General features: G+C 54.4%; 16 protein-coding genes and 2 tRNA genes. 12 read left to right on the forward strand and 6 right to left on the reverse strand.

From position 1 onward, the window contains the following. Positions 1 to 23 precede the first annotated feature (23 nt). Complete coding sequence (locus H7A51_00185; GenBank protein MCP5534635.1) at positions 24 to 1,379, reverse strand: Gfo/Idh/MocA family oxidoreductase; 1,356 nt, start codon at positions 1,377 to 1,379, stop codon at positions 24 to 26. Between the two features lie 145 nt (positions 1,380 to 1,524). On the opposite strand from H7A51_00185, the gene H7A51_00190 reads away from it, so the two are divergent. Beyond that, positions 1,525 to 1,803 carry a hypothetical protein gene (locus tag H7A51_00190; protein ID MCP5534636.1) on the forward strand — a complete coding sequence of 93 codons (279 nt, stop codon included), beginning with the start codon at positions 1,525 to 1,527 and terminating at the stop codon, positions 1,801 to 1,803. A 30-nt stretch (positions 1,804 to 1,833) separates the two neighbouring features. Here H7A51_00190 and H7A51_00195 read toward each other — a convergent pair whose 3' ends face one another. The 5 genes from H7A51_00195 to H7A51_00215 form a co-directional block, all read right to left on the reverse strand. Next, on the reverse strand, positions 1,834 to 2,352 hold the full coding sequence (locus tag H7A51_00195; protein MCP5534637.1) for a hypothetical protein: 519 nt from the start codon (positions 2,350 to 2,352) through the stop codon (positions 1,834 to 1,836). After that, positions 2,349 to 3,152 carry an archaeosortase/exosortase family protein gene (locus tag H7A51_00200; GenBank protein ID MCP5534638.1) on the reverse strand — a complete coding sequence of 268 codons (804 nt, stop codon included), beginning with the start codon at positions 3,150 to 3,152 and terminating at the stop codon, positions 2,349 to 2,351. Before H7A51_00200 ends, H7A51_00195 begins: the two co-directional genes overlap by 4 nt. Positions 3,153 to 3,191: 39 nt before the next feature. Next, a complete protein-coding gene (locus H7A51_00205) occupies positions 3,192 to 5,198 on the reverse strand; it encodes a VWA domain-containing protein (GenBank protein ID MCP5534639.1) in 2,007 nt (668 codons plus the stop codon). Positions 5,199 to 5,340: 142 nt separating this feature from the next. Then, complete coding sequence (locus H7A51_00210) at positions 5,341 to 5,613, reverse strand: hypothetical protein (protein ID MCP5534640.1); 273 nt, start codon at positions 5,611 to 5,613, stop codon at positions 5,341 to 5,343. 30 nt (positions 5,614 to 5,643) lie between these two features. After that, positions 5,644 to 6,042 (reverse strand): hypothetical protein, encoded by a 399-nt coding sequence (locus H7A51_00215; protein MCP5534641.1) that lies wholly within the window; start codon positions 6,040 to 6,042, stop codon positions 5,644 to 5,646. A 114-nt stretch (positions 6,043 to 6,156) separates the two neighbouring features. On the opposite strand from H7A51_00215, the gene hemL reads away from it, so the two are divergent. The 11 genes from hemL to H7A51_00270 all read left to right on the forward strand — a co-directional run bounded on the left by hemL (position 6,157) and on the right by H7A51_00270 (position 15,593). Next, entirely contained in the window at positions 6,157 to 7,440 is a 1,284-nt protein-coding gene (gene hemL, locus H7A51_00220; protein MCP5534642.1) for a glutamate-1-semialdehyde 2,1-aminomutase, read from the forward strand. A 115-nt stretch (positions 7,441 to 7,555) separates the two neighbouring features. Next, positions 7,556 to 7,638: transfer RNA gene (locus H7A51_00225), tRNA-Leu, on the forward strand. Between the two features lie 35 nt (positions 7,639 to 7,673). Further along, positions 7,674 to 7,874: a DUF2267 domain-containing protein gene (locus tag H7A51_00230; GenBank protein ID MCP5534643.1), complete on the forward strand. Its 201-nt coding sequence runs from the start codon at positions 7,674 to 7,676 to the stop codon at positions 7,872 to 7,874. 161 nt (positions 7,875 to 8,035) lie between these two features. Further along, positions 8,036 to 8,323 carry a hypothetical protein gene (locus H7A51_00235; protein MCP5534644.1) on the forward strand — a complete coding sequence of 96 codons (288 nt, stop codon included), beginning with the start codon at positions 8,036 to 8,038 and terminating at the stop codon, positions 8,321 to 8,323. Positions 8,324 to 8,377: 54 nt separating this feature from the next. Next, complete coding sequence (locus tag H7A51_00240; GenBank protein MCP5534645.1) at positions 8,378 to 9,571, forward strand: thioredoxin domain-containing protein; 1,194 nt, start codon at positions 8,378 to 8,380, stop codon at positions 9,569 to 9,571. 92 nt (positions 9,572 to 9,663) lie between these two features. Next, complete coding sequence (locus tag H7A51_00245) at positions 9,664 to 10,419, forward strand: Nif3-like dinuclear metal center hexameric protein (protein MCP5534646.1); 756 nt, start codon at positions 9,664 to 9,666, stop codon at positions 10,417 to 10,419. Positions 10,420 to 10,627: 208 nt separating this feature from the next. Beyond that, a tRNA-Gly gene (locus tag H7A51_00250) sits at positions 10,628 to 10,698 on the forward strand. Positions 10,699 to 10,743: 45 nt separating this feature from the next. Further along, a complete protein-coding gene (locus H7A51_00255) occupies positions 10,744 to 11,340 on the forward strand; it encodes a hypothetical protein (GenBank protein ID MCP5534647.1) in 597 nt (198 codons plus the stop codon). A 44-nt stretch (positions 11,341 to 11,384) separates the two neighbouring features. Then, positions 11,385 to 12,581 carry an outer membrane beta-barrel protein gene (locus H7A51_00260; GenBank protein ID MCP5534648.1) on the forward strand — a complete coding sequence of 399 codons (1,197 nt, stop codon included), beginning with the start codon at positions 11,385 to 11,387 and terminating at the stop codon, positions 12,579 to 12,581. Between the two features lie 165 nt (positions 12,582 to 12,746). Then, complete coding sequence (locus tag H7A51_00265; GenBank protein ID MCP5534649.1) at positions 12,747 to 14,903, forward strand: polysaccharide biosynthesis tyrosine autokinase; 2,157 nt, start codon at positions 12,747 to 12,749, stop codon at positions 14,901 to 14,903. A 105-nt stretch (positions 14,904 to 15,008) separates the two neighbouring features. Continuing rightward, a complete protein-coding gene (locus H7A51_00270) occupies positions 15,009 to 15,593 on the forward strand; it encodes a polysaccharide biosynthesis/export family protein (GenBank protein ID MCP5534650.1) in 585 nt (194 codons plus the stop codon). Positions 15,594 to 15,872: the final 279 nt, after the last annotated feature.

Genomic DNA, 15,872 nt, shown 5'->3' on the forward strand with positions numbered 1-15,872 from the left:
TGGTATTGGTCAGGGCATTTCCATCAGCCGTCGATGGTCCAGCCGTCGCGGTATTTTTTCGAGAGTAAAGCCGTTGCTGCCGCGGTGTCGCATTTGCCGGTGGCTCCGTTGTATTTGATTTGATCACCGGCCCGGTAGGCGACTAGGCCGAGAAGCATGGTCTCGATCATTTTGGACGAGTAATCAAAGTCACAGGCGGTTTTCATGTTGCCGGTTTTAGCCGCATCGACCCACTGTTTTTGGAAATGCCCCATGGTGGGGATCATATCCTTGGTGGCGCGGCGGTCATAGTAACCCATATTCGCATTACGTCCGTAGGGAATGAGGATGCGTCGACCGAAGTCGGCGATCAGGAAACCCTTGTCGCCCTTGAACATCACGCCGTGGCCGATTTTCCTGAGGTCGATGACATCGGCGGGCGATTGGGGCATCGCCCCTCCTTGGTACCAACTGAGCCGGATCTCCTTCCGCCAGTCGTTGGCGGGGATTCCGAAAGATGAGGTCATGTTGACGGGAGTGACCTCCGGGTTGTACTTGTCACCGGTCGCCTTGGCCCAGGTGGGCAAATCGGCATCCAGTGCATTCCAGGCCAGGTCCATGGTGTGGCTGCCCATATCGCCGATTTGTCCGGCACCGAAGTCCCAGTACATATTCCAGCTGAGGCAGCCGGAGCCGGGGCCCAGTTTTGAGACAAAGTATCCCGGGTTATACGGGTGGTGGGGAGAGGGGCCGAGCCACAGGTCGTAGTTCAGGTTCTTGGGAGGCGTGCCTGCGGCGGGGAGGTATCCGGGTTTGGGGATCTGCCGGTTGCCCCAGGCGTGGACGTCCTTCAATTCTCCAATGGCACCGTCTTGGATCAGCTCGCGGACGCGGTTGAAATTTTCTCCCGCATGACGCTGCATACCAACCTGGGTAGCGACCTTGTCCCTGCGTTTGAGGTAATTGGCCCGGACGATCCTGGCTTCCTCACAGGTGATCGCCAGTGGTTTCTCCAAGTAGATGTGGAGATTACGGTTCAGCGCCCAGTTGGCGATAAAGGCATGGGTGTGGTCGGGTGTGCAGATCACCACTGCGTCGAGCGTCTTTTCCTCGTCGAGCAGTTTGCGCCAGTCGTGGTAGCGTTTGGCCTTGGGAAACTGCTTGGCGGCCAGGGCGATGTGGTTGTCGTCGACATCGCAAATGGCGATGACATGTTCCTTGCCGATACTCGACCAGTGGGCCTTGCCCCTGCCGTACGAGCCGATCAGTGCGATGTTGAGCTTGCCATTGGCGCCTTGGCCAAAGAGTGCTCCGCTTGGAAGGATCGTCAGGCCCCCGCCAATGGTAGCCGCCTTTTTCAGGAAATTGCGTCGATGCATTGAATCCGTGGTATCGTCCATAACCCTATAACGTATCCGGCGACGGGATCATTTCATGGATTTGTGGTTTTGGCTGCGAACCGAGGGGTGTGGCGGGATAGGGTGGGCAGCAGGTCTCGCATGACCCTGGCAAAAAAATGCGGAGGATAACCACTTGTCCTTGGTTTTGATCTGGAGAAAATTTTTACCCAACTCACTGGTCTGCCAGGAAAAACAAAGTTCCACGGATTGCATTATTGGCCACGGCACTTCCCACGTGACGCTGAGTCCTGATGGGGCCGCCAATCTGGTCGGGAGTAATACCGTCAACCCCGGAGGACTTCAAAATTTCCGTTTGGGCGTGAACCGGAATACCGACAGCTTGTTTGCGATGGATATGGGCAATGTCAAAATCTATACCGACAGCACTGTCAGCATCGACGATTTACTCGCCGCCGCCGATTGACATCGTTTTTTATTCGTTTAGAAAACTTGATCAGATTGGCGGTGTTGCTTGGATGACCGTTTGGGCTAACCAAGGTGCACGGTCGGGATGGATGAGGGCGTGCCAATACCACGATGAGACATCGGTCCAGGTGTTGCCACGGGTGTCGATGATACGTTCTAACACGATGTAGGTGTTGTCTGGGTTTATTGCCGTGTAGCCAGCCCACTGCCGGTTTTTGTCATCGGTTTGGATGCGCATGGCACCGATGTGATAGCCTGAAGCACGCAAGCAATCGGACGACGGATGCAGTTTTCTACTGGCCGTGGTGATGTGACGCAGGATGACTTGTTTACCCCCACAACGGAAGGTGGCGATACTTCCCGGGAAGTCGCGTTGGAAACTTTTTTCAAATGCAGTCTGATCGAGCCGGATTAGCGGTTCGCCGTCGAATTCAGCGGGCCAGTTGACGGGTGTGGGTTGTGATTGGATCGTTGAGCCAGGCGGGTGGGTCAGTTGGATGCCGCCGAGGATGATGCCTGACAAACAGAGCAAGAGGGATGGTTTCATGGCGTGGAAACAAGGCGTGATTGGCTGGATGATGTTTTCCATGTGGCCAGCTTGATGAGTAGAACGGCTGCCAGCAGGTAACAAAGGATACCGACACCTTCGTGTGCCCATGCCGGGATATCAAACATACCGCTTTCTGGCGCATAGAGCAGGGTGGCGCGCAGGCTGTTGCAGAGGATGATCATGCCAACTGCGGTGATGTTGAAAATGATCATCCGCGGCCACGCCATCCGGGTGAGGGAGGCGATGATATTGGTGATCACCTGTCCGAACCACAGCATACGGATGCCGCTGCACGGCGGGTCGACGCCGACGATTTTGCCGTGGGCGGAAAGTGTGGTGCCTTCCCGGACCAAGCCATCGACCCATGGCGTGAGTAGCCAATGGGTGACTTCGGCCGCGACCAGGCGCATCGGATAGCCGAGGTAAAACTGCATGGAGGCGACCACCGGCAGGGAGAGAAAGAGCAGGGCCATCCATCCGGGACGCCGCTGCCAGCCATAATAAAATACCAGGGTCAGCAGGGCGGGGATGCAGCGAAGCATGGGCGGAATCTGCGGGAGAAAAATGATGATCAGGCCGTATGTTAGAAACAGACTGGAGGCAAGGAGGGGTCGACTGTGTAGCGGCTGTTTGTTTTTCCAGATCATACATGCCGTGAGCAGCAGGACGGCAAGTCCCATCGGCTCGTCGCCGCCGTCTACCAGTCGCCGGAAATACCACATGGCCAGTGGCCAGAACGCGGCGGTAAATCCGATGACTGGTAGTGCCGTTTTCAGGCAGTTCCTCACACACAACATGGGGGAAGTTAGAAGTGATAAGTGATTAGTTTTCAGGGGCTATTCCGGGCAGCGGCGTGTGCGTAGGAATAGGATGACAAGGGTGCTGACAAAGAAGAGGGCGACACCGCCTGGCTCCGGGACACTGCCACCTGACACCACCGGTGAACCACTGGAGACGGCCTGGGTGGAGACACCCTTGGGCAGTGGGCTGGGCTGTTTGACGGTCTCAAGTGGCATGCCGGGTGTGCGCGGGGATTCATCGACAGCGACGAAAGATGTGTAGGGTGTGAGGAGATCGTAAGTAAGGCCGAGGTTGGTGACTTCCTTGACGGCTTCATCCGTTTCGTTGAGTTTGGCATAATCGGCAAGTTCTCTAACACGTTCACGTGCCCAGAGGCTGCGTAGGGCCGGGTTATGACTTCCCTGTTGGACAGACTCGGCGACATCGATGATGTGTTCGTATTTTTTTCCACCTCCCGTGAGTCCGGTGATGACGATTTGGCCTTGAGGTGAACCACTCCATTTTCCACAGAGGCTGACCGGGCGATTTGCAAAAATATCCGGCATGCTGGATGGTTGCAATGCGCCCGTATCAAAACCCTGCGTGGTGACTTTGACATGGGTCAGGACCGGCGACTCGATGTATTCCTTGAAACGACGTGCCGTGTCCCTGGCTTCGCCGGGGTGGGTGACCACAAACGGCTCCCCGGCGCCGATGCGGGCGATGCCTTCGACCAGGTGGCGGTTTACCGACGAGCCGATACCGAAACAGAACAGGTTGGCGTTGCCGCGGTTCTTGCGGATGAGATCGAAAGCCTCGGCTTCAAAGTCGATATAGCCATCGGTGATGACGACGATCGAGCGGGATTTTTCTGCGCTGCCCGGCATTTCGACGGCACGTTGCAGCGCCTTGACCAGCTGGGTGCCGCCGCCGTGCCTGCGGGTGTCTGTCATGAAGCGGATGGCGTCTTGGACCGTATTGGCCGTGGCTTGCACCGGGTGGTTAGCGAAGGTCTGGCTGCCTCCGGCGAACAGGAGCACGTTAAAGGTGTCAGTGCTGCGAAGCCCCTTGGCGAGATGGCTGAACAACTCACCGGCTGTTTGGAGCGGGAAGCCGTTCATGGAGCCAGAGACATCGACTACAAACAGGTAATCGCGCGCAGGGATGTTCGCGGGGGTAACGCGGGCGGGCGGCTGGACGTTGATGAGGAAGAAGTTCTCATCCTCCTCGTCCTGATGGAGGAGGAGGCCTGTTTCGATCGCATCTCCAGCCAGGCGGTAGCGGACGATGATATCGCGGTTCATGCAGGTGGAGTCGGTTTTTGAATCGATCACCAGCGCCGCATGCTGTCTGCCGTGGTACTTGACCTCGTTGTTGTGACTGGTGCAGTAGACTTGTTTCAGAGGCAAACCGGTGCGCAGGTCCATGGTGAACTCAAAGGCAGTCCGGGGTGCGGCGGCGGAGGATGTTTCCGGCTTGAGGTAGGGGTTGGCTACCCAGTTGTTTTCAGAATCCTGAGCTTTGTTGGAAAAGCGGGGTCCGGCCACGGTGGGCATGACAAACTCGTAATGCCCGTCGGTGGGGACAAGCTGTTCGGTGTAGCGCAGCAGCACTTCGACTTCATCGCCGGGCAGGATGTTGGCGACATTCATCTGGAACACATTGGGTCGATGTTGTTCTAACAGTGAAGTGGTTTTGTGTTCCGCTTTGGCCTTTTCGTAGGTGGTGCGGGCCTGTTGCTTCTCCTGGATTTTGGCGCGGATGACCTTTTCGCCGATTTTCATTTCCATGCCGTGCACAGCACTGCGTGTGGAGCCGGGGAAGACATAGATGGCTTCCATCGGATGGCCTCCGGCATTGGCATAGGTCTGGCGAAGCTCGACCTGGGCGATGGTGCCGGAGATGGATACCGTGGCTTTACTCGCCTTGAGCGGGAAGCTGTCGGTGGCTGAATCGGCACTGATGATCTGGAAGTAGGGGGCGAGCGTATGATCTTCTGCGCGCACCCCGAGTGCGGTCAGGGATGCGGTGATGAGGAGGTAGACGAGTTTTTGGATAATCATGGTGATGTGGGATGGTTGACGGTGTGGAATGTGTCAGCCCGACGTGAAACCATGATGAACCTTGCGTGAAAATTGCATGAATTTTGGCACAAAAAACCCGGCAGCCCGTGGCGGGGTGCCGGGTGATTGGGAGAGTTGTGGATTATTTGGTGAGCTCTGCGATTTTAGCAAATGCCGCCCCCTCGCCGGTAGCCAGGAGCTGGCCATCCTTATCGATGAGGTAGTATTGGGGCACGCCCTCGCCTTGGGCGAATTTCATCATGCCGGCACTTCGTGCATTGGAGCTGAGGACGTGCAGCCAGGGTAATCTGGCCTTCACTGCCCAGTCGAGGGCATCCTTCTTGCTGTTGTCCATACTGACGTGGATGAACTCTACCTTGTCGTTGTTGGCGATGCGTTGGTTGTAGGCTGCCACTAACTGTGGAGCGTGTGAACGACAGGGGCCTCACCAGCTGGCGGTGAAATAGAGCAGGTAATACTGCGGGACTTTTCCGGTGTCTTCGTTGACAAATTTGCCATTCACGGCACGGACTGTTTTTCCTTTGAGCTTTTTACCGATTTTCTGGTCGTCGATGTTGCCCATTGCGGCCTTTTCCCTCGTTTCCCTGGCGATACGCTCCTTGTTTTCCGCGATCCATTTTTTGTCGTCCTCGGAGAGGAGGTCGATTTTGAACGTACGCGGGATGCCGTTTTTTTTAACGGTGACCGAGGTTCCGGTGCTGCTTACGTATTCGCCGTCGAACTGGCTTTTTCCGTCGGCACTGGTCCAGGTCCGCGCGTGGATGAGGGGCACTAGTGCCAAACCAGCGATACCAGCCAGTGTGAGAATGATTTTTTGCTTCATGTCGTTGGAATAAAAGCGTCGCCGGGGAGGTGAATTTTGCAAGCAATTTGGAGTCTTGCAAATTGAGGACTTCCGCCGCAGGGTGGCGGTGCCCGCGAGTCGGCATGATTCAAGATGAAACAAGATATTTCCAACAAGTTGTTCAAAGCCGCCAAGGAACTGATCCCGGGTGGTGTCAATTCTCCAGTCCGTGCGTTCCGGAACGTCGATGGCGAGCCGTTTTTTGTCCGCCGGGCGAAGGGTTGCCGGATTGAGGATGTCGATGGCAACAAGATGATCGATTATGTGGGCACCTGGGGACCGGCGATCCTGGGGCACGCCCCCGTGTGCGTGATCGAAGCCGTACACAATGCCGCGAAAGACGGGGTGTCCTTTGGCATTCCCAATCCGTATGAAGTTGAGATGGCCCGGTTGATTGTCGACTGGGTGCCCTCGGTGGAAAAAGTAAGGATGGTGAACTCGGGGACCGAGGCTACGATGAGTGCGGTGCGCCTGGCCCGTGGCTATACCGGGCGTGACAAGATCATTAAGTTTGAGGGCTGTTACCACGGTCACGTCGACAGCTTGTTGGTGGCCGCCGGTTCAGGGGCCCTAACCCACGGGAAGCCTGATTCCGCTGGCGTGCCCTCGGCTTTTGCAGCGGAAACCATTATCTTGCCCTACAACGACATTGACCAAGTGCGGGCGGTTTTTGCGGAAATGGGCGACCGGATTGCGGCGGTGATCGTCGAGAGCTATCCTGCCAATGCGGGGCTCATTTTTCCGAAGGAGGGCTACTTGCAGGGCCTGCGTGATGTGACCGCCGAGTATGGGGCGGTGTTTATCTTTGACGAAGTGATGACCGGCTTCCGGGTTGCCAAAGGCGGGGTCCAGGAGTTGGAGGGCATCATGCCCGACCTGACGGCCATGGGCAAGGTGATCGGCGGGGGGCTTCCCGTAGGTGCATTTGGTGGCAAGGCCGAGATCATGGACTGCCTGGCACCAGACGGCCCAGTCTATCAGGCGGGGACATTGAGCGGGAATCCACTGGCGATGGCGGCGGGTATCGCCCAACTGCGGGAAATGGAGAAGCAGGATGGTTATACCCGGTTAGACCAGCTGGGTGCCCGGTTTGAAGCCGGCGTGAGAGGGTTGCTCCAAACCAAGGGCCTCGACTACAGGTTTAACCGGGTGGGCTCGATGTTCTGCCTCTTCTTCACGGGTGAGGAGATTGTCAACCTGGATTCGGTGATGACGGCGGATACGGCGGCATTCAGGAGGTTCTTCACCTCCATGCTTGAGCAGGGGGTCTACATGGCGCCCAGCCCATACGAAACCGGTTTCATCAGCATGGCGCACAGTCATGACGAGATTGACACCACCCTCGAAGCGATGGCCCTGGCTTTGGATGTGGTTTGATTTGTTTGTGACTTTTCCTCCCTTTCGACGATCTACAACTTCCGGAAAGAAACGGGTTGCCATAATCCGGCGTTTCACTATATTCCGCCCGTCTTACAAAGAAACATAGCTTCAAGCCGGGATGGTGGAATTGGTAGACACGCTAGATTTAGGATCTAGTGCCCTTTGGGCGTGCAGGTTCGACCCCTGTTCCCGGTACTTTCTTTCTCAACCAACAAACTACCAATAAAAAAATGGACGAACTCAAACAACAACTGAAGGAAAAGCTGGGCCTCGACGAAGCGATCAGCCAACAAGCCATCGACATGGTGCTCGGCTTTGTCAAAGACAAGCTGCCCGAAAACATGCAAGGACTGGTTGATTCCGTGGCATCCGGCGAAATGCCTGACACGGGCGGTCTTCTCGACAAGGCCAAGGGTCTCTTCGGCGGCTAGGCCACAGCGCTTACCCGTCATAAATTTTCCATGTGCATTTGCCTTCCCAGGGTGGATGCGCATTTTTTTTGGACTTGAAAAGAGCCGCCGGGGGTGCGACCAGAGGCACCGGCGCTACGCTTGCTGCGCACCAAGTGCGTGGGCGAGGGCTTTATGATCCGATGGAAGAAAGTAAAAAACACATTCTCATAGGCTCCGGGTTGATTATTTTTTTCTTCCTCTGCCTCGGTGCTGTTGCCGCCTCGGCTTATCTTCCGGGGTTTTCCGGTGAGTTCGGGCGGATGTGCCTGGCCCTGATCACCAGCCCGTTTCTGATGGAGACGGCCATCTTCTTTCTGGCATTGACCCTGTTGTTTGCCATCAACGGGTGGAGACGTAATCGTGAGGGGGATGATTACGTGACGCTCGATGAAAACGGTATCCCGGAACGCCCCGATAGGGAGAAGTGACCCGGCCATGGCTTTTGACTCGCCATGCCTGTGTGAATCGTTGACATTTTCCCCATGAGCAAACCAGCACATAGCAATCTGGTGGTGAAGCGGGCCGTTGCCATGCTGCTGATTGTCGCATTTTCCCTGAGTTTGTGGCTAACCATCCGGAAACTCACCGGGGAGATTGACTCGCTGGCAGGCTGTGGTGCCGGTAGCGGATGTGCCAATGTGTTAGGGAGTAGGTGGTCGATGGTTTTCGGGACGATCCCTGTGAGTGTTTTCTCGTGTCTGCTCTACGCAGCTGTTTTTGTTAGTCTATGGCTGGCGGGTGCCAAGGCGCGGTGGTTGAGGATGTTCGCCGCCTGGATACTTATCGGCGCCGCCGTCTGGTTCACCGCGTTACAGGTGTTTGTCTTGCATGCCATCTGCCCCTACTGCATGACGATGCATGGCTTGGGTGTGCTGATAGGTTCGCTGGTTCTTTTTTTAGAATTCAAGGCAAGTGGGGTGGCCCGCATGGCGCTGGGCTCGCTGGGGGGGGCGGCCGTGTCAGTGATGGGACTGGTGGCAGTCCAGTATTTTGGCCCGGTGCCCGAAACCCATCGCGTGGACGATGTGACAGTGGATATCCCGGAAACAGGAGGAGCCGTTGTCGACAGTATACACACCGCTGGAGAAGGCCGCCTGGTATCATTTTTTGACGGCAGGAAATCCTACCGCGTCGATGCATTGCCGCATCTTGGAAGCGGCGATGCCGAGCATGTCATCGTAAAGTATTTCGACTACACCTGTGAGGCGTGCAGGGATGTGCATGTTAGTCTGGAAAAAATCATGGCCAAGTACCCGGGTAGGCTGGCCGTGGTTGTCCTGGCCGTGCCGCTGGACAACAAGTGCAACCCGAATTTGCCACTCGGAGTGGAGAGTCATCGGAATGCGTGTGAATTTGCCAGGCTTTCCTTGAGGGTTTGGCGGGCGGATCCATCGAAATTCGCGGAGTTCCACGCATGGCTCTTCGAATACCACACCCAACCCTACGAGGCAGCGGAAGCCATGGCCTACAGCCTCGTGGGAGCAGAGAAAATGGAAGCGGTGGATACGGGTTGGGTCGATGCCGTGCTCAAGGAAAATATGGCTGACTACAAAATATTTGTTAGAGAAACACCGGTGATGCCCAAGGTCTTGATAGGTGGCTCCAAAATCATGCAGGGGGTGGCGAAAGACACAGGGACTTTCGAGTTATTGTTGAAACAGAACCTGGGGTTGTAAAGTAGCGACAGTGACAGGGAAATCGGATTTTCTAAAAAATACCGGGGTGTTTTTTGAATGGGATTGTTTTTCCAGTTTGCTAACCTCCGCGCATGGCCAATTTGAGTGAACTCACCCATTACCTCGACAGCAAACTGGAAATCTCAGAAATCCCGGATTACCCCGGAGCCCTCAATGGCCTGCAGATTGAAAACGACGGAGAAGTCTGCAAAGTAGTTGCCGCAGTGGATGCCTCGTTACCAGTGTTTGAGAAGGCTGTGGAAATGGGGGCCGACCTGCTCCTCGTGCATCATGGTATGTTCTGGCAAGGCGCTCAGCGGCTAACGGGCGCGCTTTATCAAAAAATCAAGTTGGCTACCGGGTCGAATCTGGCCGTTTACAGTGCACACATTCCCCTCGATGTCCATCCACTGTGGGGAAACAACATCCAACTGGCATCCAGATTGGGGATGCATGAGCCAGAGCCCTTTTTTGATTGGAAAGGGATCAAGCTGGGTCTCCGGCAGGAGATGGGACTGAGCTTGTCCGAGCTGAAGCCATTGGTCGAAGCCGCAGTGCATGCAGAAGTTCACCTTTGTCGGGGCGGGCCTGAACAGGTCGGGATGGTTGGTATCATTACAGGGGGGGCGGGATCGGAAGTGGCCGCCATGGCGGACTGTGGTATCCATACCTTCATCACCGGGGAGGGGCCCCATTGGAGTTACCCGCTGGCGGAGGAACTTGGTGTAAACGTCATTTATGCAGGGCATTATGCGACGGAAACTTTTGGCGTCAGGGCACTGGCCGAGCACTTGGGGCGGGTGTTCAATATGGATAACGCGTTTGTCCACCACCCCACCGGCTTGTAGTGCTGCGGCAAGGGTGTTTTCCGCTATAATTACCTGTCTAATTTCGCCTTCTGCGATATCCCCGGGCAGGGACGGAGCCGCTAAAAGTCTCTACTTACAAAGGAAACAAGCGGAAAAGTGCTGTTTTCAAAGGTTTAAAAAAATAACGAAAAAAACCAATTTAGTGCTTGCTAGACTACAGGGAGTCGGATTAAATGCTCTCACCCTTGCGGGTATAGCTTAATGGTAAAGCTCCAGCCTTCCAAGCTGATCATGCGGGTTCGATTCCCGCTACCCGCTTATCTATGACAGGATCATCCATTCACCCAGAAAGGATAACAAACTATGAAAAATACTATGAAATACGCGCTGTTCGGTGCTGTGCTAGCCCTGGTTACTCCAGCCTACGCAGAGGCGCCCGATTGTTATAAAGTGTCCACAGCTGTGAAAGCTGCTGTCGCCGCTCATCCGGAAAAAGTACTTGAACTGGTTGCTGCCCAGGTAGCCCAGAACGAGTCTTGTGCTTGTGAAGTTGTCAAGGCTGCCATCGTGGCATCCGATGCCGACAGGAAACTTGTCGCAGGAATTGTTGAGGCTGCCATCGAGGCGGCTCCAAGCAAGGTTCGCATCATCGGCCAGTGCGCTGTTGCTGTTGCTCCAGACGCTCTCGCTGAGGTTCAGGCTGTTGTCACCAAATACGGTGCGGTTGCTGGTGACTCCGGTGCCGATGCCAAAGGTGGCGACGAAAAAGGCGGCAAGGTGGTGGTCGATCCTCCCAAGGTGCCTTCCAACCCGCTTGACTTCCCAGGACAAGGCCCCGTCGGACCTACCCTCGGTGGACCTGGCGGATTCCCGCTTTTCCCTCCTGGCCTTCAACCACCTACGGTGACTCCTCCTTCTTCAACCAACGAGGATAAGCCTAACTACACAAAGCCAACCTAGATTTCTAAACGAACCATCAATCTGAATTTAACTAGAAAATCATTATGAAAAAACATTTTATCGCTGGAACCGTGATGCTCGCATCACTGGGTGCTGCATCCGCCCAAGGTCTTTATGACATTGCTCCTAACGACGACGCCCAGGAAAGCTCTCCCATCAAGTGGAGTGCAGGCCTTAGCGGCGGTTGGGATGACAACGTGACTCCCACACTTGGCAATGGAGATGAGGTTACTTACATTGACGCCTATGTTGGCGCAGCTCTTGTAAGCATCACCCCACAGACCACTTGGGACGTGTTTGGTCGCGTTGGTGGCCACTACTACATCGATGCGCCGGTAGCCACCGGTGACGACCTGATTGGACAGGGCCGCCTCGGTATCAACTGGGCGCACCGTGTCAGTGAGAGGCTCCGCTTTAGTAGCCGCAACTACGCCGCTTACGAGCTGGAGCCGGATTACAGCTACGGCTTCGCATCAGATCGTCAGCTCGAAGAGTATTTCCACTATCAGTCTGACAATGCCGTTGGTTACCGCTGGTCCGAGCGTTTTGCCACCTACACCGGTGTCACTGTAACAGGCGTCGATTACGGGACGAGTGCCCAAGCGAATGACCGCCTGACATACTCCTTCTACAACCAGTTCCGTTACAGCACCAGCGAACAGACAATCTGGACATTGGATTACCGTTACGGTGAGACCAACGCAAGTGGTACTGCTGGTGATTCCACCAACCATTACGTCTTGCTCGGAGTGGAGCATCGCTTCAGCCCGAACTCTGTGATCGCTGTCAAGGCTGGTATGCAGATGCGTGACGTTAACGGTGGTGCAAGCTCTGACAGCCCATTTGCTGAGGCTGCCATCCGCACCCGCGTCAATGAGCAGTTCAGCGTCCGTGCTTTCGCTCGTTACAGCGTTGAGGATTATGGAACAAGCTTCCCTGGCGGAACTTACGATACCAACAACACACTGCGTGTGGGTGTGTCCGCTGACTACGTTGTTTCGCCCGATCTCACACTGCACGGTGGCCTCAACTACATCATGACTGACATGGAAGACGGTCGTGGTGCAGTAGCACCAACAGCTGATACGGATCTGCTTAACCTCTACCTCGGCTTCTCCTACAAGGTGAACGACGGTGTCTATGTTACCGGTTCCTACAACTGGACCGACAGTGACTCAGATATTATCGGCCGCACTTACGAGCGTAACCGCGCTTCACTGGGGGTTCGCGTCGAGTTCTAATTTTCCTGTCAAAAAATCCGAACATATAAGCCGTTGCAGTGTCTTACATTGCAACGGCTTTTTTGTTTACAAACCCATAATTCTTGGAGAGAACAACTGCGCTCTGCGCAGAGCTGTTACGGCAGCTACACAAGTTGCGCCACAAACACTGCAATACCCTGTATAATGCAAACCCAGAACACCAATCAAAACGAAGCAGCTCTCCACGCCATCGACTATTGGCAGGTCCTTAAAAACCGCTATGGAGTCATCCTGCTGACGTTTCTTCTCGTCTTTCTAACGGCTGCGGTCATCACCTACGTGATGCCTAAGAAGTACGAGAGTATCGCATTGGTCGAAGTGAAGCCGATTGTTGATGTTGACCCGACCCTGGGCGGAGGACACAGCACCATGGGTACACAAATGACGAGGCAGTTCATGAATACCCAGTTTGAGATTATTGTGGCTCCTGAAACGCTTGGCTTGGCGATCGATAAAATACAGTTGGAAACAAGGTGGGGTGAAGACCGGAGTACGGTCATGAAAAATCTGCGGGGAATTGTCAGGACAAGTCAAAGGAGGGGGACGGACCTCATTGAAATTTCAGTCAGGCACAGAAAGAAGGAAGAGGCGCAAGCAATTGCTAAAGCTGTGTATGAAGCCTATAAAGATCGTCGTTACGATCTGGAGATGAGTGTTAGAAAAGACCAACTGAAGGCCATCAAAATAGAGCTGCAGAATAAAAATGATCGTGTGGCCGAATTGAGAAAGCGTTTGATGGATATAGCGGAAAAGGTTGGCTTGATCTGGGTGGAAACCGAAAAAGGAGGTGAGACGCTCGGTAATACCCTCGGCTTGCGTGAGCAGGCGGAAAAAGAACTCTATGATGCCGAACGTCAGATGGAACAGATTTCATTCCAGATTAACAAGTTGCTATCTGTCGATGACGCTGACTTGATCAGTGTGGCGGCGGAATTGCCCGAAGTCGGATTCAGGGAGGCTTATAATAAATATGAGGAAGCCAAGAGTGAGCTTCAAACGATGAAAGCCTCAGGTCTCGGAGATAAGCACCCGGACATTGAGATGCGTAAGACCCGGATAGAGGAGCTGGAAAAAAGCTTGGAAAAGCGTGCCATCAACGTGAGGGAATCACTCAAGCACCGCCTTGCATTGATTGAAGGGCGGGTCAAGAAAATGAAGGCAGTCGTAAACGAGTTGCAGGACCAGGGAACCGAGAAGGCACGGGCTATTCAGGAGTTCAACGTGGCGCGGAAGGAATACCAGACCGCCCTGAGCATCAAGGACCAGATGGAGGTCAAATATGATATCGAAAAAACCAAAACGGTGTTACCCCCGACCAATATCATCGTTCATGAAGTCCCGGAAATCAACAACAACCCGGTTAGCCCTAATATTCCACTCAACCTCGCCCTTGGAGCCGTGGTAGGATTGATCTTTGGGATAGGTATAGCTTTCTGCCTGGAGTATCTGGATACCTCCGTGAAGAGCCTCGAGGATGTGGAGAGATTTCTGAATGTGCCGGTGCTGGCGGTAATACCAAAGGATGTAGGTGTGCTGCACAAGCAAAGTGGTATGAGTCCGGATGCAGAAGCCTATCGTATCTTACGGACGAACATCGAGTTTAACCGCAAAAACCCTGAGGACAACTCGATCACCGTGGTTTCCGGCGGCGCCGGTGAAGGTAAATCAACCACCTTGGTCAACCTGGCCTACATTTGTGCCCAGGGTGGCTATACCACCTTGATGATTGACGCCGACCTTCGTCGCCCACGTCTTCATACCTTCTTTGATATCAACAACTCCGTGGGCCTGACCAACTATCTGACCACGGATCTGCTTCTTGAGGATGTCATCCTGCAGACACCTGTGGACAACCTCTACTTCATGCCATCAGGTATCCTTCCGGCTGACGCAGCGGGTATCCTGAACTCACGCCGCATGTCCGAGCTGATCCAGGATGTCAAACAGCGTTTTGACCTGGTGCTCGTGGACTCCCCCCCTATCCTGGGTGTGAGTGACGCCTCTGTGTTGGCGAGTGAAGTGGACCTCACCATGATTGTTGTCCAGCACCGTAAATTACCACGCAACATGCTGATCAGGGTCAAGCAGGCGGTGGAAAACGTGGGTGGTCACGTGATCGGTGTCGTCCTCAATAACGTCGATGTCCGCAGTGATAACCAATACCAGTACTACACCAGTTACTACACCTATTACGCGCCGACTTCAGGTGAAGAAGTACCCAAGGAGGTTGCTGGTAAATCGCCGGTAATGGCACCTACTTCAGCTCCGACAAAGGATCATGCGGATGAGGACCTCTACTAAGTGATGATCGGCGCGGGCCATAACCGCCGATTTGACAAAAACCGAAACAGTTGTAGTCTTACTGACCACTACGACTTCTCTACTACCATTTCCCACCTACTATTTATGAAAAAGATACTACGAATGATGACATTGCTTTCGTCCATCCTGGCGTTTGCGACCGTAGCGGCTAGCGCCCAGGAAATTTCCTCTAGAACAACGCTGAATATCGCGATCAAAGGTGTGCCTGCGACAGAGCAGCAGCGTATTAGTGGACAGTACGTTGTCGATGGTTCGGGTTTTGTTTACTTGCCTCTTCTCAAAGGAGGAATCAAAGCGAGCGGTCTTTCCAGTTCATCCCTGGCTCGTAAAATTGAGGATGCCTATCGCTCTGCAGAAATGTATGAGAATCCACGGATTACGGTGATTTCCACAAAGGACGAGGCCTCCAGTGAAATCGACCGCCAGATCGTCAGCATAGGAGGGTTTGTGAAATCTCCCGGACCCAAGCCATACATGCGGGGCATGACTCTCTTCCAAGCTGTGTCGGCAGCCGGTGGGGAAACGGCGTTTGGCTCAATCAAAAGGGTGGAGCTGCACCGTAATGGAAAAAAATACGTCTATAACCTGCAAACAGCAGCGCACATGAGGGTTAAGGTTTATCCCGGTGACAGCATCAACGTGCCCCAGAAAACTGCCTTCGGTAATTAATGGGGGATGTAAACCTGGATTTTACTTTTTCAATTGGCTGCCTCCCTGTATGGGTGGCAGCTGTTTTTTTGTGCATGCATCCCGCTCACTTTCCATCCTGATGGATGCGGGGCGTGTCTTTTGTTACCCCTTGTGAACGACCTGGATGTTCTCAGCGCACACACAAGCGAACCTGCGTTGTGCACACAGACCCAGGGACAATACGGTGGCCTTGCTTTATACCCAACCGATCATATCCGCAACACGATAGGCTGCGTAGATAAACAGGAGAAAGAGAAC

This window comes from Akkermansiaceae bacterium, assembly GCA_024233115.1.
In the GTDB taxonomy this organism is placed as follows: domain Bacteria; phylum Verrucomicrobiota; class Verrucomicrobiia; order Verrucomicrobiales; family Akkermansiaceae; genus Oceaniferula.

What these genes read in the sequence shown, in the direction of transcription:
- H7A51_00265 (MCP5534649.1), top strand. Translation starts at nt 12,747, where the DNA reads ATGCAAACCCAGAACACCAATCAAAACGAAGCAGCTCTCCACGCCATC.
- hemL (MCP5534642.1), top strand. Translation starts at nt 6,157, where the DNA reads ATGAAACAAGATATTTCCAACAAGTTGTTCAAAGCCGCCAAGGAACTG.
- H7A51_00235 (MCP5534644.1), top strand. Translation starts at nt 8,036, where the DNA reads ATGGAAGAAAGTAAAAAACACATTCTCATAGGCTCCGGGTTGATTATT.
- H7A51_00230 (MCP5534643.1), top strand. Translation starts at nt 7,674, where the DNA reads ATGGACGAACTCAAACAACAACTGAAGGAAAAGCTGGGCCTCGACGAA.
- H7A51_00255 (MCP5534647.1), top strand. Translation starts at nt 10,744, where the DNA reads ATGAAAAATACTATGAAATACGCGCTGTTCGGTGCTGTGCTAGCCCTG.
- H7A51_00260 (MCP5534648.1), top strand. Translation starts at nt 11,385, where the DNA reads ATGAAAAAACATTTTATCGCTGGAACCGTGATGCTCGCATCACTGGGT.
- H7A51_00245 (MCP5534646.1), top strand. Translation starts at nt 9,664, where the DNA reads ATGGCCAATTTGAGTGAACTCACCCATTACCTCGACAGCAAACTGGAA.
- H7A51_00205 (MCP5534639.1), bottom strand. Translation starts at nt 5,198, where the DNA reads ATGATTATCCAAAAACTCGTCTACCTCCTCATCACCGCATCCCTGACC.
- H7A51_00240 (MCP5534645.1), top strand. Translation starts at nt 8,378, where the DNA reads ATGAGCAAACCAGCACATAGCAATCTGGTGGTGAAGCGGGCCGTTGCC.
- H7A51_00200 (MCP5534638.1), bottom strand. Translation starts at nt 3,152, where the DNA reads ATGTTGTGTGTGAGGAACTGCCTGAAAACGGCACTACCAGTCATCGGA.
- H7A51_00270 (MCP5534650.1), top strand. Translation starts at nt 15,009, where the DNA reads ATGAAAAAGATACTACGAATGATGACATTGCTTTCGTCCATCCTGGCG.
- H7A51_00195 (MCP5534637.1), bottom strand. Translation starts at nt 2,352, where the DNA reads ATGAAACCATCCCTCTTGCTCTGTTTGTCAGGCATCATCCTCGGCGGC.
- H7A51_00215 (MCP5534641.1), bottom strand. Translation starts at nt 6,042, where the DNA reads ATGAAGCAAAAAATCATTCTCACACTGGCTGGTATCGCTGGTTTGGCA.
- H7A51_00185 (MCP5534635.1), bottom strand. Translation starts at nt 1,379, where the DNA reads ATGGACGATACCACGGATTCAATGCATCGACGCAATTTCCTGAAAAAG.